Here is a 24,112-nt window from a genome sequence, read left to right as displayed (position 1 = left end):
TCAGGAGCCATGGCATGATGCGTCCCGCCTTGCGCCTGATTTCAGGACGCCCCGGCCCTCAGGCCGGGGCAGGCGGGATGCAGGCCGCTGCAGACCGGGCGCTGGCCGAAGGCGTGGCGCGCGGGGAGCGCGAGGCGGTGGCGGCGCTGACACGGCGCTGCCTGCCCATGGTTCACGCCTTGTCGTTCAGACTATTGGGCGATTCCAGCGAGGCCGAGGACGCCGCCCAGGATGTCTTCGTGAAGGTCTGGCGCAAGATCGGGAGCTATGATCCCGGCCGGGCGAAGCTGGAAACCTGGGTGGCGCGCATCGCCATCAATACCTGCCATGACCGCCTGCGCAAACGCCGCGAGCGGCCCCTGGCGGGCGATGTCATGCCCGAGCGTGAGGATCCTGCGCCGGGCGCAGATCAGACCCTGGCGGCGGGGCAAAGCGCTGAGCAGGTGCGCCAGGCCATCGCGGCCTTGCCAGAACGCCAGCGCATGGCGCTGGAATTGCGCCATTTTCAGGATATGAGCCAGGCCGAGGCCGCCGCCTGCCTGGAGATCAGTGAAGAGGCGCTGGAATCCCTGCTGGCGCGGGCGCGGCGCGGGCTCAAGGCGGCGCTGTTGGACGAAGCGGAGGGTATGATCCGCACGCTCAGTGAAGGGCGAGGAGGCGAAGCATGATGACGCAAGACCGGTTTGAAGACCTGGCGGGACTGTATGGTCCTGACATCCAGGCCTGGCCCGAACCCGAACAGGCCGCCGCGCGCGCCTATCTTGCCGCCGAACCGGCGCTGGCCCAGGCCGCGCTGAACGCAGAGCATGAACTCGATGCGCTGCTGGACGCGGCGCCCGCGCCTGCGCCCGATCCGGCCCTTTATGACGCCGTCATCGCCAGCGGCGTGGCCGCGCGCGCTTCTGCGCCGCGCTGGGCGCCCATGGCGGCGGCAGCGGCGCTGGTGCTGGGCGTGAGCGGGGGCTGGCTGGTGAGCGCGGGCCAGATGCCGGTCAATGGCGAGGAAGCGCTTTACAGCACAGCGTTTTCCGTTCTGGCCGAAGAGGAAACAGACTGGCTTGAGGAGGCGGCGCGATGAACCGTGTGAATATCTGGATTGTGCTCTTGCTGGTTTCGGTGCTGCTCAATGGCGTGCTGATCGGCGCCGGGGCGCGTCACTGGTTCGCGCCGGAACCGTCGCCCGCCGCCGAAAGGCCGTCTTCCGGGCCGGTGATGATGCGCGGTAATTTCAGCCTGCGCGCCTTCATGCGCGCCCTGCCTGAGGACCAGCGGCCCCTGGCGCGAGAGCGCTTCGAAGCGGCCAGTCCGCATTTGCGCGAGCTGGGACGTGAGGCGATGCAGGCGCGCCGCACCGCGTCGGAAACTCTGCGCGCCCAGCCCTTTGACGCCGAAGCCGCACAAGCGGCCATGGCCGGGGCGCGTGACGCGCGCGCGCGCATGGATGCGCGCACCGAAGCGGTGATACTGGACATTCTCGAACGCATGGAACCTGAGGCCCGCGAGGCCGTGCTGGAGGCGGCGTTTGCGCCGCCCGAACGGGGGGCTCGCTTACGGCGGTCGCGCAACTAGCCTTCGCTCACAGCCGTTCCAGCTTGCACCACCTGGCCATGGCGGGTCTCGCCAGGCAGGCAGAGCGTGATGAAATCGCCAGCAATTTCATCGGGATGAGGCAGGCTTTGCGGGTCTTCACCCGGCACCGCCTTGGCGCGCATGCGTGTGCGCACCCGCCCCGGATTCAGAAGGTTCACGCGCACCGGCGTGTCGGCCAGCTCGCGCGACCAGCTCATCACCAGCGCTTCCAGCCCGGCCTTGGACGCCGCATAGGCGGCCCAGTAGGCGGGCGCGCGGCGCGCACCCACGCCTGATGTAGTGAATACCGCCCGGCCTGCGTCAGAGGCCTTGAGCAGCGCCTCAAACGCCCGGATCAGGCGGCCCGGCGCGATCAGATTGACCGCCAGCACCTCATTCCAGACCTTGGACGGGATTTGCGCCGCCGGGGTCAGGGAGCCCAGCGCGCCGGCATTGGCGATGAGGATGTCCAGCTTGCCCCAGCGCTGCCCCACCGCCTCGGCCAGTTTCTCGATGCCGTCTGCGGATGCGAGGTCCATGGGAACCAGGGTGGCCGATCCGCCGCCCGCCCTGATTGCGTCGTCCAGCTCCTCCAGCCCGCCCTGGGTGCGCGCCGTTGCGATCACATGCGCACCCGCCTCAGCCAGCGCCAGGGCGACAGAATAGCCGATGCCGCGCGAGGCGCCGGTCACCAGCGCTACGCGGCCCTCAAGCGGGCGAGATTGGGTCATGCATCCACCAGAAGCGAGAGTTGTTCATCCTTGTTGGAGCGCGCCTGATCGCGGTCCACAAGCCGGGTCGGGTATTCCCCGGTGAAGTAATGGTCGGCCAGCTGGGGCCGTTCGGGATCGCGCGCTTCGCCGCGCACCGCCCAGTACAGCCCCTCCACCGAAAGGAAGCCGAGCGTGTCGCATTCAAGCATGGCGCGCATGCGTTCGGGATTATGGCTGGCGGCCATCAGCTCCTCGCGCATGGGCATGTCTATGCCATAGAAATCGGGATGGGTGATGGGCGGGCAGGCGGAGCGGAAATGGACTTCCGTGGCGCCCGCTTCGCGCACCATGCGTACGATCTTTTTCGAGGTGGTGCCGCGCACGATGGAATCGTCAATCAGCAGAACCCGCTTGCCCTTCAGCACGGCCGGGTTGGCGGCGTGTTTGCGGCGCACGCCCAGATCGCGCTTGGCCTGGGTGGGCTGGATGAAGGTGCGTCCCACAAAGTGGGAGCGGATGATCCCCAGATCGAACGGCTTGCCGATGGCTTCGGCAAACCCCAAAGCCGCGGCCATGCCGGAGTCCGGCACCGGCACCACTACGTCAATATCGGCAGGGGTTTCCTCGGCCAGGCGCCGGCCCATGCGTTTCCTCGCCTCATAGACCGAGACCCCGTTAATGATGGAGTCGGGACGGGCGAAATAGATGTATTCAAATGCGCATGGGCGCGCCGGCGTGCGCGGGGCGTAGCGGCGCGTCTCGATGCCTTCGTCGGACACGATCACCACTTCGCCCGGCTCCACCTCGCGCAGGAAGCGCGCGCCGATCATGTCCAGCGCGCAGGTCTCGCTGGTGAAGATCACCGCGCCGTCCAGCTCGCCCATGACCAGCGGGCGGATGCCCAGCGGGTCGCGTGCGCCGATCATCTTGTCATTGGTCAGGCCCACAAGGGCGAACGCGCCCTCGATCTGGGTCAGGGCCTGGATCAGCCGGTCCACCGATTTGGTCTTTTTCGAGCGCGCGGCCAGCTGGAGAATGACCTCGGTGTCGGAGGTGGACTGGAAGATGGCGCCGCCAGCCACCAGATCGTCGCGCAAGGCGCGCGCATTGGTCAGATTGCCGTTATGGGCCAGCGCCACGCCGCCGCCGCGCACATCGGCGTAGAGCGGCTGGACATTGCGCAGCACCGCTCCGCCGGAGGTGGAGTAGCGCACATGGCCCATGGCCATGTCGCCCGCCAGCGCCTTGAGCGTGGCCGGATCGGTGAAGTGCTCGCCCACCAGGCCCAGATGGCGTTCGGAGTGGAAGCGTCCGGCGTTATAGCTGGTGATGCCGCAGGCTTCCTGGCCGCGATGCTGCAGGGCGTGCAGTCCAAAGGCGGTCAGGACTGCGGCTTCGGCTGCGCCGCGCACCCCGAACACGCCGCATTCCTCGCGCGCCCTGTCACTTTCGGCGTCATAGGCCAGGCAGGGAAAACTCATGCTACCGGCTCCCGTCGATCGTGCGCTCGATAAGGCGCCCCAGCTCGTCGTCGTCAACATCCCGGCGCTGTCCGTCTGCAGCGCCATCGCGCGCCCAGCTGCCTTCGGGCGCCAGCGATTGCAGCAGGTTCGCCGTGGCGTTGGCCACCGGATAGACCTGGGCGCGCGTCAGCCAGGACGGCTCGGCGCCGGGCAGGGTGTTCTTGAACACCAGCACCAGCAGGCCCAGGAGGACCAGGCCGCGCGCCAGTCCGAAGACGAAGCCTGCCGTGCGGTCGATCACGGTCACGTCCTCGCCGGACTTCACGCCCTTCTGCAGCGAGCTGGTGACGAAGCTGACCGCCAGATAGACCAAGAGGAACACCACGCCCAGAACGATCAGATTGGCCAGCAGATCCGAGGCGATCACCCCCTGCATCAGCCCGGCGAAGACCGGTCTTGTCCACAGGGCGGCCAGGGCGGCGGCGACGAAGGCGGTGACGGTCAGCGCCTCGCGCACGAAACCGCGCAGGAGCGCCAGAACGCCGGAGACGAACAGGATCGCCAGGGCGAAGAGGTCAAAACCGGCAATGCCTTGTTCCATGCCGCCCCCCTTATTCCGTGTCCTGGCCGAGCTGGCGCACCAGCGCCTGCACGGTGTCCACGCTGTCTATACGAAGGCCCGCCCCGTCTGCGCCATCGGGCGTCAGGGCGCGGGTGAAGCCCAGCTTGGCGGCTTCTTTCAGGCGCGCTTCGGTGCGCCCTACCGGGCGCACATCGCCGGACAGGGCGATCTCGCCGAACACGACGCCATCTGCGGGCAAGGGTGTGTCGAGGAAGGAAGAGATCAAGGCCGCCGCCACCGCCAGATCCGCCGCAGGCTCAGCGATTTTCAGTCCGCCCGCGACGTTGAGATATACGTCACGGCCGCCAAAGCCAAGGCCGCATCGCGCCTCCAGCACGGCCAGCACCATGGCCAGGCGTCCTGAATCCCAGCCCACCACCGCGCGCCGGGGCGTGCCGAAGGCGGCCGGCGCCACCAAAGCCTGGATTTCGGTCAGCACCGGGCGGGTGCCCTCCATGCCCGCGAACACCGCTGCGCCCGACGCGTTCTTGCCGCGCCCGTCCAGGAACAGGGCCGATGGGTTGGCGACTTCCTGCAGGCCGGCTTCAGCCATTTCGAACACGCCGATCTCGTCGGCCGGGCCGAAGCGGTTCTTCACCGCGCGCAGGATGCGGAACTGGTGGGTGCGCTCGCCCTCGAAATAGAGCACCGCGTCGACCATGTGCTCGACCACGCGCGGGCCGGCGATCTGGCCGTCCTTGGTGACATGGCCAACCAGCACCACCGCCGTGTTGCGCTTTTTGGCAAACCGCACCAGCTCCTGGGCGCAGGCGCGCACCTGGGCCACCGTGCCCGGCGCGGCGGCCAGCTGGTCAGACCACAATGTCTGCACCGAATCGATGACGGCGAAATCCGGGCTCTCCTTGCGCAGGCCCTCCAGAATCACTTCCAGCGAGGTCTCGGCGGCGAGCCTTACGGGCGCATCGGCCAGACCCAGCCGCCGGGCGCGGCGGCGCACCTGACCGGCGGCCTCTTCACCCGAGACATAGACCGATGTAGCGCCGTTTGCGGCCAGCCGTGCGGCGGCCTGCAGGAGAAGCGTGGATTTGCCAATGCCCGGATCGCCGCCCACCAGAACCGCAGAGCCCGGCACCAGGCCGCCGCCGGCGACCCGGTCGAGCTCGATTATGCCGGTGACCAGGCGTTCAGGATCGGGCTGTTCGCTTCCCAGATCCACCAGCTCAAGACGCGAGCGGCGGCTGGCGCGCACCGGCTGGGCCTTGGCGCCGGAGCCCATGGGCGCGCTGGCGCCAGCTTCCTCCACCAGCGTGTTCCACGCCCCGCAGGCGTCGCAGCGCCCGGCCCATTTGGCGTGCACCGCCCCGCAGGACTGGCAGACAAAAACAGTATCGGAACGCGCCATTATCCCTCGCTAGCGGCGCGCACTATAGACCGGACCGAGGCGATTCGCCGATGCCCGGCGCCCCTCACTGGCCATCCTTCGCGGCGCGCCAGGCGCGGGCGAGGCGCAAGAAGCCTTCAGGGCCGACGGTTTCAGCCCTGACGGAGGGATCAATCCCGGCCGCCTCCAGCAGAGTTTCGCTGGAGACCGGCGTGCGGATAGCGGCCTGGGCGAGGGAACGGCGCAGGGTCTTGCGGCGCTGGCCGAAGGCGCTTTCAGTGACGATGCGCAGGGCTTCGAGATCATCAAAGCGCTCCGCCTGGCTCAAGGGCTCGATCACAACAACAGCGCTATCGACCTTGGGCGGCGGGGTGAAAGCGCGGGCCGGAACCGTAAAGGCGTAGCGCGCGCGCGATACGGCGGCGGTGAGGATGGCGAGCCGGCCATAGGCGTCCCAGCCCGGGGCGGCCACCACGCGCTCGGCGACCTCTTTCTGGAACATCAACACCAGCCGGGACCACCAGACGGGACTAGCCTCCAGCCATTTGATCAAGAGCGCCGTGCCCACATTATAGGGCAGGTTCGAAGCCAGCAGGGCCGGCCCCCTGACCAGCGAGGCCTCATCCACTTTCAGCGCATCGGCCTGAACCACCTCAAGACGCCCCGGCGCGGCGAGCGCCAGCTCGCCCATGGCAGGCAGGAAGCGGGCGTCTTTCTCAATGACAATGAGGCGCTCCGCCCCGGCGCCCAGCAGGGCGCGGGTGAGCCCGCCCGGGCCGGGACCCACCTCCAGCACGGCGTGCCCGCTCATATCTCCGCACAGCCGCGCGATCTTTGCGGTGAGATTGAGGTCCAGCAGATAGTGCTGGCCAAAGCGCTTGTCGGCGCCGAGGCCATGGCGCGCGATCACATCGCGCAAGGGGGGCAGGGCGTCCAGATTCATGACTGCGCCCGGAGGCGGTTTGCGGCCATGTCTGACGCCAGCCGGATGGCCGCGATCAGGCTGTCAGGACGGGCTACGCCCTTGCCCGCAATGTCAAACGCGGTGCCGTGATCGGGACTGGCGCGCACGATCGGCAGGCCCAGCGTGACATTCACCCCGCCATGGAAATCGAGGGTCTTGACCGGGATCAGCCCCTGATCGTGATAAAGGCAGACCGCTGCGTCATACCGTTCACGCGCCTCGGCGTGGAACATGGTGTCCGGCGCCATGGGCCCAGCGATAGCCAGCCCTTCGGCGCGCAGGACGTCCAGGGCCGGAGCAAGGATATCGATCTCCTCACGGCCCAGCGCGCCGCCTTCCCCGGCGTGCGGGTTCAGTCCCGCCAGCGCCAGGCGCGGATGTTCAATGGCGAAATCGAGTTTCAGGGCATGGGCCGTCACCCTGGCCGTCTCGATGATGCGTTCCGGCGTCAGCGCCGCGATGGCCTCACGCAAGGGCTGGTGAATGGTCACCAGCGCGCAGCGCAGCCCGCCGCCCGCCAGCATCATCACCGGCCCGCGCGGGCCCTGAACCGGCGCTTCAGCCGTGAGATGGGCGAGATATTCGGTATGGCCGGGAAACTGAAAGCCCGCCTCATAGAGCCGCGCCTTGGAGACAGGATTGGTGACGAGGCCGAAGGCCTCGCCGGACAACACCGCCTGCACGCCAGCCTCTATGGAGGCCAGCGCGGCGCGCGGGCCTTGCGCGGCGGGCAGGGCGATGACGGGCAAGGCGTCGGCGAACACATCACGCGCCTCACGCCAGGACGTGACGGGTTCGGGGCGGGGCAGATCAAGGGCGAGCGCGGCCGCGTAAGCCTGGTCCGGATCGCCAGTCAGCGCAAAGCAATGCGCTTCGTCACGCAAGTCCCGCCAGGCCTTCAGCGTGATCTCCGGGCCGATCCCGTCCGGATCGCCCAGGGTCAGCGCGAGCGGGGCGCAGATCACTGGATGTCGCGGATTTCGACCGTCGCCTCACGGCGCAGATCGCGCAGCCAGCGCCGGCCCAGAAGGCCCAGTTGCTGGTCGATGAGCTGGCGTTCGATTTCCTGGCTGGTCGGCACGCCCGGCCCCGTCAGTTCGCGCTCACACAGGACGAAGACCTGCAGGCCCGCGCCGGTTTCCAGCACGCTGGTGGCCTGACCGGGCTCGAGCCCGCGCACCGCGTCACGGATCTGGGGCACCAGGGCGTTGACCGCCACAGCGCCCAGATTGGAGACAATCAGGCCTTCCACGCCCGACATGGCGCCAGACACGTCATCGCATCCGCGCAGGCGTGAAGCAGCGCGGGTCAAGGCCGGGCGTGAGGCGTCGGTGACACGCGAATTGGGTATGGTGGCCTGATAAAGGCTCAATTGCTCAACCACCCGGCCCTCGCGCCGGTCGATCAGGGCGACGATCATGAACCCGCCGGGCACCCGGATCGGGTTTGAGATGGAGCCGGTTGGCATTTGCTGCACGGTTTCCAGCACTTGCGAGCGGATTGAAGCGGCCGTGACATAACCGGTATCGCCGCCTACAGCGGCGCTGGGCGCGGCGGAGAACTGCTGGGCGATGGCTTGAAACGGCACATCATCCTGGTCGATCAGCTGATAGACCGTCTCGATGGTATTGCGCGCGCGCTCCTCGCCGCCGGATCCCGAGGGAACCTCGATCAGGATTTCCAGCATGCGAAATTGCTGCTGCTGGGCAGCGGCGACCAGACGCTCCATGGCGACATCAATCTGCTGGTCGGAGACGCGGATGCGCGAACGGAAACGGCCATTGGTGAGAATGGACCAGGCGATCTCGGCGCGCACCTGACGGCGCAATGTCTCGATGGGCACGCCTGCGTTTTCAAGATCGCGCCGCAGGGCCTGAAGGGATTCACCGCTGGACTGGGCGAGATTGGACAGGGCGTCGTCTATCTCTTCTTCATCCACTTCCAGATCGAACTCATCTGCGGTCTGCAGCTGGATGGCTTCCTCGATCAGGCCGCGAAGGGCCTGGTCCAGCACCTGGGCGAGGATGTCCTCATTGGGTTCTATCCCTGCAGAGAACAGGATGAGGCGCATGCGGTCGCGCACGTCCAGGGTCGTGATCGGCTCATCGTTCACAACAGCGGCGATGCCCTCCACCATCTGCGCCCGCGCGGCCGGGGCGGCCATCACAAGCGCCGCAAGACAGGCGGCGAGGCGCAAAAGAAGACTGGATCGCATACGTTCAACCATTGTGACTGGTGTGAGGGGCAAGATACCCATTGCGCGCTCAGGTGCAATCGCGGGACGCTGCAGGTCAGCCGTCTTCCGTCGTTGCGATGAAAAACAGCCCCGCCAGAGTGAACAGGGCGGGCGTGGTCCATGCCGCTGTTATGGGGCCGAGCGTGCCTGCTTCACCCAGGCCCAGCAAGAGCGCCTGGCTGAAAAACAACAGGAAGCCGGCCCCGGCGCCTGCGGCGGCGAAGGCGGCGGCGCCGCCAAGGCGATGCAGGCGCAAGGTCGCGCCGATGGCCAACAGGGCGGCGGCGAACAGGAGCAGTGGCTGGGCCATCAGGCTTTGCCATCGCAGTTCATAGGGCCGGCTTGATAGTCCTGCCTCGCGGGCGGAATCGATCACGCCGGGCAGGCGCCAGAACGAGACGCCCTCGGGCGAGCGCACGCGCTCGAAAAGGGCCTGGGCGCCGATGGATGTGGGCAAAGACACCTCGCCCAGCGCTTCCAGCGGATCGCCTGGCATGGCCTCGCTCGCCCCGCTCAGGGCCCAGAAGCCCCCGCGCAGCTCGGCCTGGTCTGCGAAGACTGTCCGTTCCAGGCGCGGGGCGCCTTGCGGCGTCTCCATGAAAAAGCGGAACACCGGTGCGTTCAGGGAGGAGGCGTCCGGATCAATGCTCTGGGCGCCGATGAAGACGAAGCCGTAAGGCGTGGTCTCGCGCAGCCAGATTCGCGGCGTGGACGGGGCTTCCCCGCGCGCCAGCACATGCTGGGCGCGCAAGGTTTCAAAGCGCGCATTCGTGGCCGCGCTCAGCGGATTGAGCAGCGCCGCGCCCAGCAGGCCCGCCACCAGGGTCAGCGCCCCGGCCGGGGCCAGGATGCGCCAGGCCGAATAGCCCGAGGCGCGCATCACGATCAGCTCGCTGCGCCGGTTCAGCCGGAAGAAGGTGAACAGCACCCCGAACAGCACGATGAAGGCGAGCGTGTCCTGAACCAGCTTGGGGGTTTTCAGAAGCGTCAGTTCCAGCGCCTGCAGCGCGCCCACATCGGCGCGCCGGGAGATGTCGCGGGAGGTTTCCACAAAATCGATCAGGATGATCACCGCGATGATCACGCACGCCGCGCCCACCACGCCCATCAGCGTTTGCCAGAATATATAGCGGGACAGGCGCGTGGAAATCATGCCGGCGCCCTCACGGCGCGCCGCCGCTGGCGGGCACTTCGGTCGGGCCGGGCGATCAGCCACAGCGCGGCCGCCGCCCCGGCCAGCGGCACCAGATACTGCAGGATGTTGAGATCGCTATTGTTCGAAGCTCCCGCCTGTACGGCGAACCCGGCCAATCGCAATAGGAGAGCGCCCGCGCCGGCTATGACTATGAAGCGCATATAGCCCGTGCGCCGGTGCTCGACTGACATGAAAGCGGCCGCAGCGATCAGGGCGAAAGCGATGACATAGAGCGGAGATGACAGCCGGTAATGACCTTCGGCTGCCAGGTCCTCAGGGCGCCGCGCGCGCGCGCGGTCGGCGGCGCTGGGCTGCAGGAGCTCGGGCAGGAAGCGGTCGCTTTCCTTGAAGAAGAAAGCCGACGAGGTGTCGACAAACGCGCCCAGATCAAATTCGTAGCGGTCGAAGCTCAGATTCGCCAGCGTCCCGGTCTCGTCCAGCTGGCTGAGCACGCCGTCCTCCAGCAGCATGACCGGCCCGCGGTCGCTGCGCGCAATAACGGCGCGGCGCGCGGCGTAGGCTGTGGCGCTGGTCCCGCGCCCGTCCTCGATAAAGACCCCGCGCAGCACCCGGTCATCGCCGATCTCGCGCGTATAGAAGCTGACATGCTCGCCCATGGCGATGAATTCACCTGGCCGCATCAGGCTGGCGGCGATGTCCGTGCGGATCTCGAACACCTGCTCGCGCATCTGGCGGAAGCTCATGGGCTGGACAAACAGATTGATGACCAGATTGAGCAAGAGCGCATAGACAGCCAGGCGCAAGACGGGCGACAGGCGCTGGGCCCGGCTCATGCCCGAGGCGGCGCCGATGATCAGCTCGGAATCGCTGTTGAGCCGGTTTAACGCCATGGCGCAGGCGATGAAGACCGCGACGGGCACCAGGAGGGCGATCACCTGGGGCATGGCCAGCATGGTGATCCATACAAAGCGCAGCGCCGTGTCGCGCTGGTCAGCGAGCAGGTTGAGATTGGTCAGGGACTGGGTCAGCAGGGCCAGGCCGAACAACGCCGCCAGCGCGCCAATAAACGGCCAGAGCGCCTGCCGGTATACATAGCGCTGGAACAAGGTCATGGGCAGGCTCGGGTGAGATGGACCGGCTGGCGGCGAGTATGAACTGACCGTCTTCTAACCCGGCGCGCGATGCGATACCACTGGCGCACGCCTGTCATATTCATGCGCGCGAGCGGTGTCCCTTCCCTTGCGCGCCCCGCCGATTGCGGAAAGGAAGCCCATGAAGATCAAATTCAACAACGCCGCCACCGGAGACGCCATCGCCGCCCCGGCCTATGCCGGGGGAGCCCTGTCAGACGCCGCCAAGGCGCTGGACGCGCAGGCCGGCGGCGCGCTGACGCGTGCGCTCAAGGCTTCGCGTTTCACTGGCGCGGCGGGGCAGTCGGTCATTGTGACGGCGCCGGCCGGGGTGGAGGCCGGACGTATCGTGGTGTTCGGTCTGGGCGACAAGAAAGCGGTCAATGGCAATGTACTGGAGCAGGCTGCGGCGGGCCTGGTCAAGGCGCTGCTGACCTCGGGCGCCAAGACGCTCTCGCTGCGCCTGGACGGAGCGGCGGATCTGGAAGGCGCGGCGCGCGCCGGTCTGGGCGCTGTGCTGGCCGGTTACCGCTTTGACAAATACCGCACCCGGCTGTCCGACGACAAAAAGCCGACCCTGTCTGCGGTCGAGATCGTGGTCAGCGACGAGAAAGCCGCGCGCAAGGTCTGGAAGGACTGGGAGCCTGTGGCCGAAGGCGTGGTGCTGGCGCGCGATCTGGTCAACGAGGCGCCCAATTATCTCGGCCCCGAGGAGTATGCGCGCAAGGTCAAGAAGCTCGACAAGACCGGCCTTGAAATCGAGGTTCTGGGCGAGTCGGCGATGAAGAAGCTCGGCATGGGCGCGCTTCTGGGCGTGGGTCAGGGCTCGGCCCAGGAATCCCAGCTCGTCATCATGAAATGGAATGGCGGCAAGGAGGGTGAAGCCCCGCTGGCCTTCGTGGGCAAAGGCGTGACTTTCGACACTGGCGGCATCTCGCTCAAACCGGGCGAGAAAATGGACGAGATGAAGGGCGATATGGGCGGTTCGGCCGCCGTGGTCGGCCTGATGGCGGCGCTGGCCGGGCGCAAGGCCAAGGTCAACGCCATCGGCGTGATCGGCCTGGTGGAGAACATGCCCGACGGCAAGGCCCAGCGTCCGGGTGACATCGTCACCTCCATGTCCGGCCAGACCATCGAAATCCTCAATACCGACGCCGAAGGCCGCCTCGTGCTGGCCGATGCGCTCTGGTACACCCAGAAGGAATTCAAACCCGCCTTCATGATCGATCTGGCAACGCTCACCGGCGCAATCCTGATCGCGCTCGGCCATGAGCATGCGGGTATTTTCTCCAATGACGACAAGCTCGCCGATCAGCTGTTCAAGGCCGGCAAGGCCTCGGATGAGGGCGTGTGGCGCCTGCCGCTGGGGCCTGAATATGACCGCCAGATCGACAGCGATATCGCGGACATGAAGAATCTCGGCCAGGGCCGCCTGGCCGGGTCGATCGCCGCGGCCCAATTCCTCCAGCGCTACACCAATGACGTGCCCTGGTGTCATATCGATATCGCGGGCACCGGCATGTATTCGGGTGCGAAAGACCCGCGCCTGCCGACCTTTGGCACGGGCTATGGCGTGCGCCTGCTCGACCGTCTGGTGCGTGATCATTACGAGGCGTAAGGGCGCGCCCGCGCTGCGTCCGTGAAGGATGCGGCGCGGGCCTGTCCCGTCAGGCGCGGGAGCGGGCGGTGAGCGAAATCTGGTTCTATCACCATGAGAGCGCCCGCATTGAGCAGACCCTGCCTGCGCTGCTTATGAAAGTGCTCGAACGCGGCGGGCGCGCGCTGGTGATCAGCCCGCTCGAGAGCCGGATCGAGAGCCTGGACCAGCATTTGTGGACCTTCACTGACGACAGCTTCCTGCCCCATGGCCGGGCCGACCGGCCCCGCGCCGATCAGCAGCCCGTGCTGCTGGCCCGTGAGCCGGAGAATATCAATAACGCCACCATGCTGTTCTGCCTGGACGGCGCCGACCCGGGCGACGGGGGCGGCTGGGACCGGGTGCTGGTGATGTTCGAGGCCGATGATCCTGGCGCGCTGAACGCCGCGCGAGCGCTGTGGAGCGCCCGGAAAAAGTCGCAAACGCCGGTATCTTATTATAAACAGTCCTCATCGGGCCGCTGGGAGAAATCGGGATGATGCGTTGGCTTGTGATTTGTGCGGCGGCCCTGTCCATGACAGCCTGCCAGACCATGGCTGAAAACGATGACAGCGCGGATATGGGCTATCCGGTGGTTGACCGCACCGGAGAGGGGCGCGATTGCGCTGCGCCCACCTATCAGACCCTGATCGGCCAGCCCATTTCCGAGGTTCATACCGACAGCCTGCCTTCACCCCGGCGCATCTATGCCGAAGGCGATCCGGTGACCATGGACCATCGTCCTGACCGGTTGAACATCATCACCGACCGCAATGGCGTGGTGGTGGCGGTGCGCTGCGGCTGATCGCCAAAAACTGAAAGCCCCCAAAGCCGGGGGGAGGCTTCGGGGGCGGTCAGGTCAGGTCCACAGGCAAGGGGCCCGTGAGGAAGCCGTCAGGGCATTGGGGACGCGGAAGAGCGTCTTCCTTGATTTATAGTGCCAGACACGCGCCTCTAGCAGAAATCGATAATTCCGAAGCGCTATATAGGCGGGGCCTATGAGGTTTCACCCTGAGACCCCGGGTCCGCATCAAAGCGGCCATGGCGTCCGGCGCCGGCGCTGAAACGCTGTGCGCCGTCCAGGGTTTCGCCGCTGGACAGGGTATGGAGCCCGCGGCGCGTCTCATTGGCCAGTGCGGCCTCTTCACCCAGCCCCCATTGCTCCAACGCGCTCATCCGGTCCTGTTGCAGGCAGGTTTGCGGGAAGGCGGCGATCTCGCGCGCCAGCTCGCACGCCCGGGCCAGCGCTTCGCCCTCGGGGACAACGCGGTTGGCCAGCCCGAAGGCGAGCGCTTCCTCGGCTTCCACAGCCCGTCCGGTGAGGATCATGTCCATGGCGCGCGACTGGCCGATCAGGCGGGGCAGGCGCACCGTCCCGCCATCCACCAGGGGCACGCCGAAGCGTCTGCAGAACACGCCGAAGACGGCCGTCTGCGACGCCACCCTGAGATCGCACCACAAAGCCAGCTCCAGTCCGCCCGCCACCGCATAGCCTTCCACAGCGGCGATCACAGGCTTGGATGTGACCATGCGGGTTGGCCCCAGCGGGCCGTCGCCGGTCTCTTCCACGCGCGGGCCGGTTCCGTCAGGAATGGATTTGAGATCAGCGCCGGCGCAGAAATGCCCGCCCGCGCCGGTGAGCGCCGCCACGGCGGCGTCCTCATCGGCCTCGAAGCGGCGCACGGCCTGCGCCAGCGCCGCAGCCGACGCTCCGTCCAGCGCATTGCGCACGGTCGGCCGGTTGATGGTGATGACAGCCACCGGGCCGTCGCGCTCGTAAAGTATGCTCAAGCCGCGCCCTTGCTCAGTGCAAACTGCGCCACATTGATGCGTTCGGTGCGGAAGCCCGCCTCGCAATAGGCGAAGTAGAACTCCCACATGCGCTGGAAGCGCGCATCAAAGCCCAGCGGCTGGATATCCCGCCAGGCCTGACGGAAATTGTGCAGCCAGATATTGAGCGTGCGCGCATAGTCCTGGCCGAACTGCTCCATGGCGTCCATGGCCAGCCCCGCGCGGTCGAAATGATTGCGCAGGCCCGCCACGCTGGGCAGCACGCCGCCCGGGAAGATATAGCGCTGGATGAAGTCGGCGCGCCGGGCGTAGCGCTCGAACAGATCATCTCGGATGGTGATGATCTGCAGGCCTGCGCGCCCGCCGGGATGGAGCACGTCGGCGACTTTCGAGAAAAAGCCCGGCCAGTATTCCTCGCCGACCGCCTCGAACATCTCGATGGAGGCGACCCGGTCATAGCGCCCGCTCTCGTCGCGATAGTCCTGCAGCTTGATCTCGACACGCTCGGAGAGCTGGTGGCGCTGCATGCGCTCCAGCGCATAGTCGCGCTGGGAGGGCGACAGGGTCAGGCAGGTCACGTTCGCGCCTATATCGCGGGCGGCGAACTCGGCGAACCCGCCCCAGCCGCAGCCTATTTCCAGCACGCTATGACCCGGCTGCAGATCGATCATGCGCGCCAGCGCGGCGTATTTCTCGTGCTGGGCGTCCTCCAGGGACTGGTCCGCGCCGGTGAAGCGCGCCGAGGAATAGGTCATGGAGGGGTCCAGCCACTGGCTGTAGAAGGCGTTGCCCAGATCGTAATGGGCCTCGATATTCTTGCGCGCCCCGCGCTTTGTGTTGGCGCGCAGGCGGTGCTGGATCCAGTTGATCATCCGGGTCAGCGGCCCGCCCGTGGCGATGGACGGCATCTGGTCGAGATTGGCCGAGAACACGGTCATTACCGCCGGCAGGTCCGGCGTGGTCCAGTCGCCATCCATGAAGCTTTCGGCAAAGCCCACATCACCGCCGGCGAAGACCTTGCGCACGATGGCGTAATCGAGCACCTCCATGCGCGCCTGGGGGCCGGGGGCGGCGCCGTCAAAGCGCAGCGCCGTGCCTTCGGGCAGCACCACGGTCAGCGAGCCGGTGCGCAGCTTGAGCAGCATGCGCAGCGCAAAACGGGTCATGCGCGGCACGCCCTTCAGGCTGTCAATCGCTGCGCTGTCAGCGCGCATGGCTGAAGGGTGAGCGGTCATGTCGGCGGGCTTGGTCATCGGGGCTCCGTCGAGTCTTGGCTCAAGGCCTATTGTACGGGTTTCAGCGGTCGCGGCCAAGAGAAGCCGGAGGGTGAGGCGCGGACAGGCGGGCCTGGCTGGCTTGCCCGGGCGGGACCGGGCGGGGGTGGTAGCGCGCGCCCTTCATCCAGAGCCGTAGCGCTTCGAAATGGATCGCGGAGATGGTCTTCAGGGTGGAAAAGGGCTGGCTGGCGAACAGGGACGCCAGCGCGCGCCCCGTGAGGGGCTTGCGGCGCAGGGCCATGGTGGCCATCAGGTCCGGACCGGGCTGGCGCTGCTTGAAGATGGTCAGCTGGAACTGTTCGCCCGGCGCACGCAGGGTGAATTCATAACGTCCCCCCAGATCGAAGAAGGGAGAGACGTGAAACGCCTTGTCCGCCTCCTGGCGCTCGGGCGTTTCGCCAGCGCACGGGGCGACATAGGCGTGGCGGTCACCAAACGTGTTATGCACCTGATAGATCACCCCCTTGAGGGCGCCATCCGCCCCTTCCGCGAAATAGATCGAGAGGGGGTTGAACACATAGCCGAGCACGCGCGGAAAGCACATCAGGCGCAGCCGGGCTTCACCAATGGCGATGCCGGCCTCCTCAAAGCGCGCGCGCGCCCAGTCGGTCAGGGACGAGCCGTCGCCGGGGCCGTGATCGCGCTGGCGGAAGCTGTAGAGATTGAATGTCTCCACCGAGAACAGACGGCTCATGCGCCCGGCCTCGTCCAGTCGCTCCAGATCGATGAGGATGGAGGCGATGCGGTAGCGGAAGCGGTGGGTGAAGGGCGCACGGCGTTCATGGACCGTATGGCCCAGATAAAGCTCCACCGGAGCGGGCAGGGGGGCGGACGCGGCGCTCATTCGGCCGCCGGAAGCGCGCCGGCGCGCCGGGCCGGGCTTGAGACCTGCGGGCGCGGTCCCCAGGCGCCGCCGCTGACATCGCCATCAGCGAACACCCACGGAATGGACCCGCCCAGCCGCAAGGCGGCGCGCAGGCCCGCGCGCAGGCCGTCTTCATGGAAGCCGTAACCGAGCCAGGCGCCAGCGAACCAGGTGTGCTTCACGCCCTGGATGCGGTTGAAAATGCGCTGGGCCGCCAGGCCCGGGGCGGTGAACTGGGGATGGTCATACTCGAACCGCCCGAAGGTCAGCGCCGGGTCAGGCTGGCGGCCGGGATTGAGGGTGACCATGAGCGGGCGGGACGGATCAATGCCCTGCAGTCGGTTCATGTCATAGGTCACGCACGCGCCGGCCTCGCCCGCCTCGCGCATATAGCACCAGGCCGCGCGCGCGCCCTTGCGGGCGGGCAGGAAGGACGTGTCGCGGTGGAGCACCGCCATGTTCGGAGCGTAAGGGATCGCCCCCAGAAGCTCACGCTCGTCCGCATCGGCGTCGCTGAGCAGGCGTAAGGCCTGGTCGGCGTGGCAGGCCAGGATCACCTCGTCAAAGCGCTGCTCGGCGCCGTCCGCGCCGGTAACCCAGACGCTACCGCCGTCTCGGCGCACGCTCCGGGCGCCGTCGGCCAGCGCCACACCGGCTGCTTCCAGATCGGCGGCGATGCGGCGCACATAGGTGCGGCTGCCGCCCTTGACCGTCTGCCATTGCGGGCGCGAGGCGTGCATCAGGCGGTGATTGTTGAAGAATTTGACGAAGGCCTCAGCCGGGTAATCGGCCATGGCGGCTTCGGAAGATGACCAGATCGCCGCACCCATGGGCAGAAGATAACATGCGCGGAAGCGCTCGCCCACGCCGATGCGGTCGAGATACTGACCCAGGGTCAGGCCATGAAGCGAGCCGGAAACCAGATCGCGCCGGGCGCTGGCGTTGAAGTGCACTATGTCGCGCAGCATGCCCAGAAAGCCCGGGCGGGCGAGATTGGCCGGGTCTGCGAACAGGCCCTTGAGCCCGTTGGAGGACCATTCCAGCGTCCGGTCCAGGCTGAAGCCGAAGCTCATATCGGTGCGGAATGTCTCCACGCCCAGCTCGGCGAACAGCGCGGTCATATTGGGGTAGTTGAGCTCGTTATAGACGATGAAGCCGGTGTCCACATCGATGGATGCGCCGTCATAATCGATGGTGACGGTGTTGGCGTGGCCGCCCAGCCGTGCGTCTTTCTCGTAAAGGGTGACGTCATGTGACCCGCGCAGCGCCCAGGCCGCGCCAAGGCCGGACACGCCCGCCCCGATGACAGCGATTTGCGAGCGGCGGGTCAGAACCGGTTCAATGGCCGTCATGCAATGTCCTTGATCTTCTCAAACGCCGCCAGAGCCGCCTTGCGCGCCCCGGCGTGGTCCACCATCGGTTCAGGATAGTCCGTCCCCAGCTTCACCCCTGCGCGCGCCAGCGCGAGCCCCCCGGCTGTCCATGGCGCGTGAATCACATCTGCGTCCAATCCGGCCAGCTCTGGTATCCATTTACGCACATAGGCGCCGTCCGGATCGAATTTTTCGCCCTGGGAGACCGGGTTGAAGATGCGGAAATAGGGCGCGGCGTCCGCGCCGGACCCGGCGGTCCACTGCCAGCTGGCGGCATTGCTGGCTAGATCGGCGTCCACCAGCGTGTCCCAGAACCAGGCCTCGCCCTCGCGCCAGTCGATGAACAGGTCCTTGATCAGGAAGCTTGCTGTGATCATGCGCACCCGGTTGTGCATCCAGCCGGTATGCCAGAGCTCGCGCATGCCGGCGTCCACGATCGGGTAGCCGGTCTGGCCGCGTTTCCAGGCTTCCAGCTGGTCCGGCGTGCCGGTCCAGTCGAAGCGGTCAAAGCGGGGCTGGAAATTGGCGTCGGGTAGATCCGGAAAGTGATACAGGAGGTTATAGCTGAACTCGCGCCAGCCGATTTCACTCAAGTATGTGCGCCCGCCCTCGCTGCCTGTCAGGCCAGCCTGTTCCACGCCATGCCAGACCTGACGCGGGGAGATTTCCCCGAAATGCAGATGCGGCGACAGGCGCGAGGTGCCGTGTTCAGCCGGAAGATTGCGCGTGCCGGCATAGGCCTTGACCCGGTTGGCGATGAACTCGCCCAGCCGTCCTTGTGCGCTCGCTTCACCCGGCGTCCAGGCGTCGCGCAGTCCCCCGGCCCAGTCCGGCTTTGTCGGCAGAAGGCCCCATGAGGCGAGATCCTCGCCGCCCGGGCCTTCGATCACCTGAAGCTTCGAAGGACGCCCGGCGGGCTCCGGCGGCGCATGGCTGGCCTGCAGGGCTTTCCAGAACGGGGTGAACACCCGGTAGGGCGCGCCTTTCTTGGTGGCGATGTCCCAGGGCTCCACGATCAGCGAGCCGTTGAACGAGCGCGCCTCCACGCCAGCCTGTTTGAGCGAGGTTTTTATGGCCTCGTCACGTGTGCGCGCCCAGGCCTCATAACGCCGGTTCCAGTAGACCGCGTGTGCGCCGGAGGCTTTGACCAGATCGGGGATGACGGTTCGCGCATCGCCCCTGAGGAGGGTCAGGCCAGCGCCGAAGGCCCTGAGGTCCTTGTCCAGCGAGGCCAGCGAATGATGCAGCCACCAGCGGCTGGCGCCCCCGCGCTTCCAGACACCGGGCGAGACATCATCAAGCACATAGACGCAGATCACCGGCGCGCCGCTCGCCGCGGCGGCCAGGAGGGCGGGATTATCGCTCAGGCGCAGATCCTGACGAAACCACATCAGGACGGGGGCAGGCTCTCGGGTCATCAGGGATCAGCAGCGCGCGGCGGGTGACGAAAATGCGTTTGTAGCGTAATACGCAGGTCATGATCGGGCGGATCAGTCCGCCGCTGCGCGTGCGCTGTCAGGCGCCGCCCAACACGCTGCAGGAGCTGTCCTTACGTGTCTGTAGAACCCAATAAAATCGTGCGTCTGAAGCGTCCGGGCGCGAGTGATCTCGAGATCGGCAATGGCTTGCCGCTGGTGCTGATCGCCGGCCCCTGCCAGCTGGAAAGCCGGGCCCATGGGCTGGAAGTCTCGTCTGCGCTCAAGGAGATGGCCGACAAGGTTGGCATCGGCCTGATCTACAAGACCTCTTTCGACAAGGCCAACCGCACCAGCGTGAAGGGCCAGCGCGGGCTGGGTCTGAAGGCGTCATTGCCGATCTTCGCTGAAATCCGCGAAACCACGGGCCTGCCCGTCCTGACCGATGTGCATACCGCCGAGCAATGCGCCATCGCGGCTGAAGCCGTGGATGTGCTGCAGATTCCCGCCTTCCTGTGCCGCCAGACCGATCTGCTGATCGCTGCGGCTGAAACCGGCAAGGCGATCAATGTCAAAAAGGGCCAGTTCCTGGCGCCCTGGGACATGAAGAACGTGGTCGAAAAGATCACCGGCGCCGGCAATCCCAATGTGCTCGCCTGCGAACGCGGGGTGAGCTTTGGCTATAACACGCTGGTGACCGACATGCGCGCCATCCCGATCATGGGCCGCATCGGATGCCCGGTGGTGTTTGACGCCACCCATTCGGTGCAGCAGCCCGGCGGGCAGGGCGCCTCCAGCGGCGGCCAGCGCGAGTTTGCGCCCTATCTCGCCCGCGCGGCGGTGTCGCTGGGTCTGGCGGCGGTGTTCATGGAAACCCACCCCGATCCGGACAATGCGCCGTCTGACGGTCCGAACATGATCCCGCTGGGCAAGTTCGAGGCGATCATGCGCGATCTCAAGACGTTTGACGCGATGGCCAAGGCCAATCCGGTCACGGCGCTTTAGTCCGGGAGACGCATGATGCAGCGCGAGCACGCCGCGCGGCTGTTGTCCGCCATTGCCGGACGCCGGGCCCTGGTGGTCGGCGATGTGATCCTGGACCGCTTCGTCTATGGCCGCACAGAGCGCATCTCGCGCGAGGCGCCCGTGCCGATCCTGTCGGAGACCCGGCGCAGCGTGATGCTGGGCGGGGCGGGCAATCTGGCGCGCAATATCGCCAGTCTCGGCGGTGAGGCCATGCTGGTCTCGGCCGCCGGCGAGGACGCAGAAGGCGCTGAAACGGGCGCCCTGGTGCGCGAAGCCTGCGGCGAGGACGCCGACCTGGTCACCGAAGCCGGACGCGCCACGCCGGCCAAGATCCGCTATGTGGCCCAGAACCAGCAAATGTTCTGCGTTGACCGCGATCCGCGAACGCCGGTCAGTGATGCGACCGTTGACGCCGTGTTCAAAGCCGCCGAGGCGCGGCTGGCGCGCGCCGACGTGCTGATCCTGTCTGATTATGGCCGGGGGCTGCTGACGCCGGACCTGATCGCCCGGCTGGTCGCTGCGGCGCGCAAGGCGGGTGTTCCCGTCAGCGTCGATCCGCGCGGCAAGGGCTATGAGCGCTATGACGGCGCGGCGGTGATCAAGCCCAATGCCGATGAACTGGCCGCCGAAACCGGTTTGCCGGTCAGCGATGACGCCGAGGCCGAGACGGCGCTGCGCGCGCTGAAAACCCGCCTCAAGCAAACCGACGCTCTGCTGGTCACGCGCGGCGGGGCGGGCATGACGCTTCTGGACGCCTCCGGCGCCGTCACCCATCAGCGCTCGCGCCCGCGCAGCGTGTTTGACGTATCGGGCGCGGGAGACACGGCGCTGGCCGCGCTGTCCCTGGCCATGGCCGCAGGCGTGCCGCTGAGCGAAGCCATGGCGCTGGCCGATCTCGCCGCCGGCGTAGCGGTGGGCAAGGCGGGCACCGCGGTGGTGGCGCCTGACGAGCTGATCGAGGATGCGCTGGGCGGCGCTGAAGCGCCGGTCTGGCGTATTCTGACGCGGGCGGATGCGGCGGGCCTGACTGCACGCTGGCGCGCTGAAGGCCTGCGCGTGGGCTTCACAAACGGCTGTTTTGATATCCTCCATCCTGGCCATCTGTCCGTCTTGCGCCATGCCGCCTCGGTCTGTGACCGGCTGGTGGTTGGGCTCAATGCCGACGCTTCGGTCAGCCGCCTCAAGGGCGCGGAAAGACCCATCAATACAGCCGCTTCGCGCGCGCTGATGCTGGCCTCTCTGGACATGGTGGACCGGGTGGTGGTGTTCGAGGAGGACACGCCCGAAGCCCTGATCCGGGCCCTCAACCCCCATGTGCTGGTCAAGGGCGCCGACTATATCGCAGATGAGCTGCCCGGCGCGGCCCATGTGAAATCGCGTGGCGGAGAGGTGGTGCTGGCGCCGCTGGAGCCGGGCCTGTCTACAACTGCGCTCGTCGAGCGCCTCAAACGCGGCCGTTCGGGAGACCTGCCATGACCGAGAGCTTCTATCAGCGCATGAGCGAGACCCTGAAGGAGATCGAGGCGGACGGGCTCTTCAAGCGCGAACGCGTGATCACCTCCCAGCAATTTTCGAAAATCAGCGTGCGCACCAATGGCGCGGCGTCGGACGTGCTCAATTTCTGCGCCAATAACTATCTGGGCCTGGCCAATGATCCGCGCCTGATCGCGGCCGCCAAGACGGCGCTGGACCGCTATGGCTATGGCGTGGCCTCGGTGCGCTTCATCTGCGGCGCGCAGGAGGTGCACCGCGAGCTGGAACAGCGTCTGGCGGCCTTCACCGGCCATGAGGACGCCATCCTCTACGCCGCCGCCTTCGACGCCAATGGCGGGGTGTTCGAGCCCTTGCTGGACGACAATGACGCGATCATTTCCGATGCGCTCAATCACGCCTCCATCATTGATGGCGTACGCCTGTGCAAGGCCAAGCGCTACCGCTACGCCAATTCGGACATGGATGATCTGGAGGCCAAGCTCAAACAGGCCCGCACCGACGGCGCACGCACAATCCTGATCGTCACCGACGGCGTGTTCTCCATGGACGGCTATATCGCCAAGCTGGCCGAGATCTGCGATCTGGCCGAGCGCTATGGCGCCCTGACCATGGTCGATGACTGCCACGCCCACGGCTTTATGGGCGCCAAGGGCCGCGGCACGCCGGAGCATTGCGGGGTTCTGGGCCGGATCGACATCGTCACCGGCACGCTGGGCAAGGCGCTGGGCGGCGCCATGGGCGGGTTCACCTGCGCGCGCCAGAGCGTGATCGACATGCTGCGCCAGCGCTCGCGCCCCTATCTGTTTTCCAACTCTCTGGCCCCGTCCATCGCCGGCGCCAGCCTGACGGCGCTGGATCTGGTGGAACAGGGCGATAATCTGCGCGCGCGCCTGTTCGACAACGCCAGACGCTTCCGCTCAGGGATGACCGAAGCCGGCTTCACCCTCCTGCCGGGCGAACACCCGATCATTCCGGTGATGCTGGGCGATGCGGCGCTGAGCCAGCGCATGGCCGACGCGCTGATGGGCGAGGGGGTGTATGTGATCGGCTTCTTCTACCCCGTGGTGCCCAAGGGCCAGGCCCGCATCCGCACCCAGATGAGCGCGGCCCACACCCCGGACATGATCGACCGGGCGGTACAGGCGTTTACGAAAGTGGGCCAAAAACTGGGCGTGGTGTGATGGCGGGCGGTCCCGCCCTGATCCTGGATCGCCGCTTCAGGTTCGACGGCCATGACGTGCGCTATGGCGTGATGGGGCCGGAAGATGCGCCCGTGCTCTGGCTTTTGCATGGCACGCCTTTCAACTCACAGGTCTGGCGGCGCATCGCGCCAGTGCTCGCGCGCACGCGCCGCGTTGTGTTCCATGACCTGCTTGGATACGGGGCGAGCGACAAGCCCGACGCGGACGTATCCTTGGGTGTCCAGAACGCCGTGTTCACGGCGCTGATGGCCGATCTCGGCGCCGTGCGCCCGGATGTGATCGCCCATGATTTTGGCGGGGCCACAGCCTTGCGCAGCCATCTGCTTGATCAGGTCGATTATAACGCGCTGATGGTGATCGACCCGGTGTGTGTGCGGCCCTGGGGGTCGCCCTTCGTGCAGCATGTGCGTGAGCATGAAGCAGCCTTCGCCACCCTGCCTGAATACATGCATGAGGCGCTGTTGCGCGCCTATCTCCAGACGGCGGCGGCCAGCCCGCTGAGTGCAGACGCGTATGAAGCCTATATTGCGCCCTGGCGCGGCGAGGCGGGGCAGCGGGGTTTCTACCGGCAGATCGCCCAGATGGATCAGGCTTATACCGACATGGTCGAACCGCTTTATGGCCAGATCCGCGCGCCGCTTCACATTCTGTGGGGCGAGGCCGATGCGTGGATCCCGATCGAGCACGGCCGGCGGTTCGCGTCTCTGACACCGGCGGAGACGCTCGAGCCCGTGCCGGGCAGCGGCCATCTGATGCAGGAAGACCGGCCTGAAATCATCACAGCGGCGGCGGAGCGCTTCTTTGCGCGCCATAGCCCGCTCGACTGAGCCTTTTGATA

Annotated in this window: 24 protein-coding genes; 10 read left to right on the top strand and 14 right to left on the bottom strand. The window is 66.8% G+C overall.

Features of this window, described 5'->3' with window-relative positions; genetic code table 11:
• Window positions 1–14 precede the first annotated feature (14 nt).
• From F1654_RS04010 to F1654_RS04000, 3 genes are read left to right on the top strand one after another with little or no spacing between them, the layout of a single operon-like run.
• Window positions 15–668, top strand: a complete 654-nt coding sequence (locus F1654_RS04010) for a sigma-70 family RNA polymerase sigma factor (protein WP_150022189.1) — start codon at window positions 15–17, stop codon at window positions 666–668.
• The gene (locus tag F1654_RS04005; RefSeq protein WP_150022188.1) at window positions 665–1,078 is read left to right on the top strand and encodes a hypothetical protein; all 414 of its coding nucleotides are present in this window, start codon (window positions 665–667) and stop codon (window positions 1,076–1,078) included. Before F1654_RS04010 ends, F1654_RS04005 begins: the two co-directional genes overlap by 4 nt.
• Entirely contained in the window at window positions 1,075–1,569 is a 495-nt protein-coding gene (locus F1654_RS04000; protein WP_150022187.1) for a periplasmic heavy metal sensor, read from the top strand. The genes F1654_RS04005 and F1654_RS04000 overlap by 4 nt, the downstream gene beginning before the upstream one ends.
• Here the strand turns inward: F1654_RS04000 and F1654_RS03995 are convergent.
• The 9 genes from F1654_RS03995 to F1654_RS03955 all read right to left on the bottom strand — a co-directional run bounded on the left by F1654_RS03995 (window position 1,566) and on the right by F1654_RS03955 (window position 11,177).
• Complete coding sequence (locus F1654_RS03995; RefSeq protein ID WP_150022186.1) at window positions 1,566–2,300, bottom strand: SDR family NAD(P)-dependent oxidoreductase; 735 nt, start codon at window positions 2,298–2,300, stop codon at window positions 1,566–1,568. The genes F1654_RS04000 and F1654_RS03995 overlap by 4 nt on opposite strands.
• Entirely contained in the window at window positions 2,297–3,763 is a 1,467-nt protein-coding gene (gene purF / locus F1654_RS03990; RefSeq protein ID WP_150022185.1) for an amidophosphoribosyltransferase, read from the bottom strand. The genes F1654_RS03995 and purF overlap by 4 nt, the downstream gene beginning before the upstream one ends.
• 1 nt (window position 3,764) lies before the next feature.
• Window positions 3,765–4,346 carry a CvpA family protein gene (locus tag F1654_RS03985; RefSeq protein WP_150022184.1) on the bottom strand — a complete coding sequence of 194 codons (582 nt, stop codon included), beginning with the start codon at window positions 4,344–4,346 and terminating at the stop codon, window positions 3,765–3,767.
• Between the two features lie 10 nt (window positions 4,347–4,356).
• Window positions 4,357–5,730, bottom strand: coding sequence for a DNA repair protein RadA (radA, locus tag F1654_RS03980; RefSeq protein WP_150022183.1), 1,374 nt, complete (start codon window positions 5,728–5,730; stop codon window positions 4,357–4,359).
• A gap of 64 nt (window positions 5,731–5,794) precedes the next feature.
• Complete coding sequence (gene rsmA, locus F1654_RS03975) at window positions 5,795–6,652, bottom strand: 16S rRNA (adenine(1518)-N(6)/adenine(1519)-N(6))-dimethyltransferase RsmA (RefSeq protein WP_150022182.1); 858 nt, start codon at window positions 6,650–6,652, stop codon at window positions 5,795–5,797.
• Entirely contained in the window at window positions 6,649–7,638 is a 990-nt protein-coding gene (gene pdxA, locus F1654_RS03970) for a 4-hydroxythreonine-4-phosphate dehydrogenase PdxA (protein ID WP_150022181.1), read from the bottom strand. The genes rsmA and pdxA overlap by 4 nt, the downstream gene beginning before the upstream one ends.
• Window positions 7,635–8,888 (bottom strand): peptidylprolyl isomerase, encoded by a 1,254-nt coding sequence (locus tag F1654_RS03965; protein WP_150022180.1) that lies wholly within the window; start codon window positions 8,886–8,888, stop codon window positions 7,635–7,637. The genes pdxA and F1654_RS03965 overlap by 4 nt, the downstream gene beginning before the upstream one ends.
• Window positions 8,889–8,964: 76 nt before the next feature.
• Window positions 8,965–10,062 (bottom strand): LptF/LptG family permease, encoded by a 1,098-nt coding sequence (locus F1654_RS03960; RefSeq protein ID WP_150022179.1) that lies wholly within the window; start codon window positions 10,060–10,062, stop codon window positions 8,965–8,967.
• Window positions 10,059–11,177, bottom strand: coding sequence for an LptF/LptG family permease (locus F1654_RS03955; protein WP_150022178.1), 1,119 nt, complete (start codon window positions 11,175–11,177; stop codon window positions 10,059–10,061). The genes F1654_RS03960 and F1654_RS03955 overlap by 4 nt, the downstream gene beginning before the upstream one ends.
• A 160-nt stretch (window positions 11,178–11,337) precedes the next feature.
• Between F1654_RS03955 and F1654_RS03950 the strand changes: the two genes are divergently transcribed.
• From F1654_RS03950 to F1654_RS03940, 3 genes are all read left to right on the top strand, one after another.
• Complete coding sequence (locus F1654_RS03950) at window positions 11,338–12,813, top strand: leucyl aminopeptidase (protein WP_150022177.1); 1,476 nt, start codon at window positions 11,338–11,340, stop codon at window positions 12,811–12,813.
• A 68-nt stretch (window positions 12,814–12,881) separates the two neighbouring features.
• Window positions 12,882–13,331 (top strand): DNA polymerase III subunit chi, encoded by a 450-nt coding sequence (locus F1654_RS03945; RefSeq protein WP_150022176.1) that lies wholly within the window; start codon window positions 12,882–12,884, stop codon window positions 13,329–13,331.
• The gene (locus F1654_RS03940; protein WP_150022175.1) at window positions 13,328–13,636 is read left to right on the top strand and encodes an I78 family peptidase inhibitor; all 309 of its coding nucleotides are present in this window, start codon (window positions 13,328–13,330) and stop codon (window positions 13,634–13,636) included. The genes F1654_RS03945 and F1654_RS03940 overlap by 4 nt, the downstream gene beginning before the upstream one ends.
• Before the next feature lie 191 nt (window positions 13,637–13,827).
• On the opposite strand, the gene F1654_RS03935 is transcribed toward F1654_RS03940, so the two are convergent.
• From F1654_RS03935 to F1654_RS03915, 5 genes are read right to left on the bottom strand one after another with little or no spacing between them, the layout of a single operon-like run.
• Window positions 13,828–14,622 (bottom strand): crotonase/enoyl-CoA hydratase family protein, encoded by a 795-nt coding sequence (locus F1654_RS03935; RefSeq protein ID WP_150022174.1) that lies wholly within the window; start codon window positions 14,620–14,622, stop codon window positions 13,828–13,830.
• On the bottom strand, window positions 14,619–15,875 hold the full coding sequence (locus F1654_RS03930; protein ID WP_233205109.1) for an SAM-dependent methyltransferase: 1,257 nt from the start codon (window positions 15,873–15,875) through the stop codon (window positions 14,619–14,621). The genes F1654_RS03935 and F1654_RS03930 overlap by 4 nt, the downstream gene beginning before the upstream one ends.
• 43 nt (window positions 15,876–15,918) lie before the next feature.
• A complete protein-coding gene (locus tag F1654_RS03925; protein ID WP_150022173.1) occupies window positions 15,919–16,743 on the bottom strand; it encodes a DUF1365 domain-containing protein in 825 nt (274 codons plus the stop codon).
• A complete protein-coding gene (locus tag F1654_RS03920; protein WP_150022172.1) occupies window positions 16,740–18,116 on the bottom strand; it encodes an NAD(P)/FAD-dependent oxidoreductase in 1,377 nt (458 codons plus the stop codon). The genes F1654_RS03925 and F1654_RS03920 overlap by 4 nt, the downstream gene beginning before the upstream one ends.
• Window positions 18,113–19,528: a cryptochrome/photolyase family protein gene (locus tag F1654_RS03915; RefSeq protein ID WP_233205108.1), complete on the bottom strand. Its 1,416-nt coding sequence runs from the start codon at window positions 19,526–19,528 to the stop codon at window positions 18,113–18,115. The genes F1654_RS03920 and F1654_RS03915 overlap by 4 nt, the downstream gene beginning before the upstream one ends.
• A gap of 162 nt (window positions 19,529–19,690) precedes the next feature.
• Here F1654_RS03915 and kdsA point away from each other — a divergent pair, with 162 nt between their 5' ends.
• The 4 genes from kdsA to F1654_RS03895 are packed head-to-tail and all read left to right on the top strand — an operon-like array spanning window position 19,691 to window position 24,101.
• Window positions 19,691–20,557: a 3-deoxy-8-phosphooctulonate synthase gene (kdsA, locus tag F1654_RS03910; RefSeq protein ID WP_150022170.1), complete on the top strand. Its 867-nt coding sequence runs from the start codon at window positions 19,691–19,693 to the stop codon at window positions 20,555–20,557.
• 12 nt (window positions 20,558–20,569) lie between these two features.
• Window positions 20,570–22,054: a D-glycero-beta-D-manno-heptose 1-phosphate adenylyltransferase gene (rfaE2, locus tag F1654_RS03905; protein WP_233205107.1), complete on the top strand. Its 1,485-nt coding sequence runs from the start codon at window positions 20,570–20,572 to the stop codon at window positions 22,052–22,054.
• The gene (locus F1654_RS03900) at window positions 22,051–23,253 is read left to right on the top strand and encodes a glycine C-acetyltransferase (RefSeq protein WP_150022169.1); all 1,203 of its coding nucleotides are present in this window, start codon (window positions 22,051–22,053) and stop codon (window positions 23,251–23,253) included. Before rfaE2 ends, F1654_RS03900 begins: the two co-directional genes overlap by 4 nt.
• Window positions 23,253–24,101, top strand: a complete 849-nt coding sequence (locus F1654_RS03895) for an alpha/beta fold hydrolase (protein ID WP_150022168.1) — start codon at window positions 23,253–23,255, stop codon at window positions 24,099–24,101. The genes F1654_RS03900 and F1654_RS03895 overlap by 1 nt, the downstream gene beginning before the upstream one ends.
• Window positions 24,102–24,112 lie beyond the last annotated feature (11 nt).

The organism is Alkalicaulis satelles (assembly GCF_008630495.1).
Classification (GTDB): domain Bacteria; phylum Pseudomonadota; class Alphaproteobacteria; order Caulobacterales; family Maricaulaceae; genus Oceanicaulis; species Oceanicaulis satelles.
This window is presented reverse-complemented; position numbering and strand designations above follow the sequence as displayed.